The 1,383-nt window shown below is 67.9% G+C and carries 2 protein-coding genes; both read right to left on the reverse strand.

Features of this window, described 5'->3' with window-relative positions; translation table 11 throughout:
* Positions 1-38 precede the first annotated feature (38 nt).
* Entirely contained in the window at positions 39-1,013 is a 975-nt protein-coding gene (locus GWK61_RS54555) for an IS3 family transposase (protein WP_194922287.1), read from the reverse strand.
* A gap of 5 nt (positions 1,014-1,018) precedes the next feature.
* On the reverse strand, positions 1,019-1,383 hold a 365-nt coding region (locus GWK61_RS54560), incomplete at its 5' end, for a transposase (RefSeq protein WP_228564569.1).

Consider the following 1,383-nt stretch of genomic DNA (forward strand, 5'->3'; position numbering starts at 1 on the left):
GAGTTTCCCCCTGTTGTCCGGAGGGGTTGAGCTCCTGGTCAGGGGGTGCTGATGGGTGTCAGGGCTCGTTGTGTTCGGGTGGGCTGAACGGGTGGCGGGGTCGGGGCCGCGTCGATGGCCGGCGGGGTTTTGGTGGCCGGGACGGTGAGGTCTTCGCCGTTCCAGTAGGCGGCTTCGTACTCGTCCGGGGATCGCCAGCCGAGTCGTTTCTGGATGCGGCGGGTGTTGTAGAAGCTGTCGATGTATTCGAACAGCTCCCGGTCGGCGTCGGCCCGGGTGGGCAGCTCACGGCGGCGGATCCGCTCTGTTTTGATGACGCTCCACATGTTCTCCGCGAGCGCGTTGTCGAAGCTGTCGCCGACGGTGCCCATACTCGCCGCGATGCCGACCTTCGCTAAACGGCTGGTCAGGGCAATGGATGTGTACTGGCAGCCGTGGTCGGCGTGATGTATCAGCGTGCCGTCCGATGGTGGTTTGCGCAGCGCCAGGGCGTACTCCAACGCGGTGAGGACCAGGGCGGTGTCGGCGGTCGGGGAGGTGTGCCAGCCGACGATCCGCCGGGAGAACGCGTCCTTGATCGAGGCCAGCCACAGTGGTCCCTCGCCGGTCGGGATCATCGTGAGGTCGGTGACCCACAGCTTGTCGGGGGCGTCGGCGGTGAAGTTCCGCTTCACCAGGTCATCCGACAGCGGGTCGTCGGGGTTGCGGATCGTGGTGCGCGCCTTCCTGGCCGGGCAGACGCCGGCGATGTCTGCCTCGCGCATCAGGCGTTCGACCCGCTTGCGGGACACGGCCTGGCCCTGGCGGTGCAGCATCGCGTGGATGCGTGGGCTTCCATACGTGCCGTCCGAGCCGGCGTGGATCTCTTTGATCAGCACGGTCAGCTCCGCGTCGCGCAGCTTCCGGTCGCAGGGGTTGGCCGCGGCGTTGCGCCAGTCGTAGAACGTGGAGACCGGGACCTCCAGCACGCGGAGGATGGCCTCGACCCCGAAGGTGTCCTTCTGCTCGTCCACGAGCTTCAGTACCGTCGCCGGATCGGGTCGAGTTCCTGGGCGAAAAAAGCCGAGGCGACCTTCAGGATCTCGTTCGCCCGCCGCAGGTCCTGGCACTCCCGTTCGAGCTCGGAGTTCTGCTGCCGCAGCATCAGCAACTCCTCCAGATCGTCGGTCGGCAGCGCCTTCGCCGGGCGGACCTGGTGTCGGTCGGGCTTCTCGCCCCGGGCGGCGGCATCGGCACGGATCCAGGTGCGCAACGCCTCGGGATGCACCCCGAGCTGCTCGGCCAGACGCCGGACCACCGGCCGGGGCCGGGTGCTGCGATACATCTGGACTGCGCGTTCCCGCAACTCCGGCGGGTACTTCCTCGGCGGTGCCATCGGATCGG

The sequence above is a fragment of the Catenulispora rubra genome (assembly GCF_015356825.1).
Taxonomy (GTDB): Bacteria; Actinomycetota; Actinomycetes; order Streptomycetales; family Catenulisporaceae; genus Catenulispora; species Catenulispora rubra.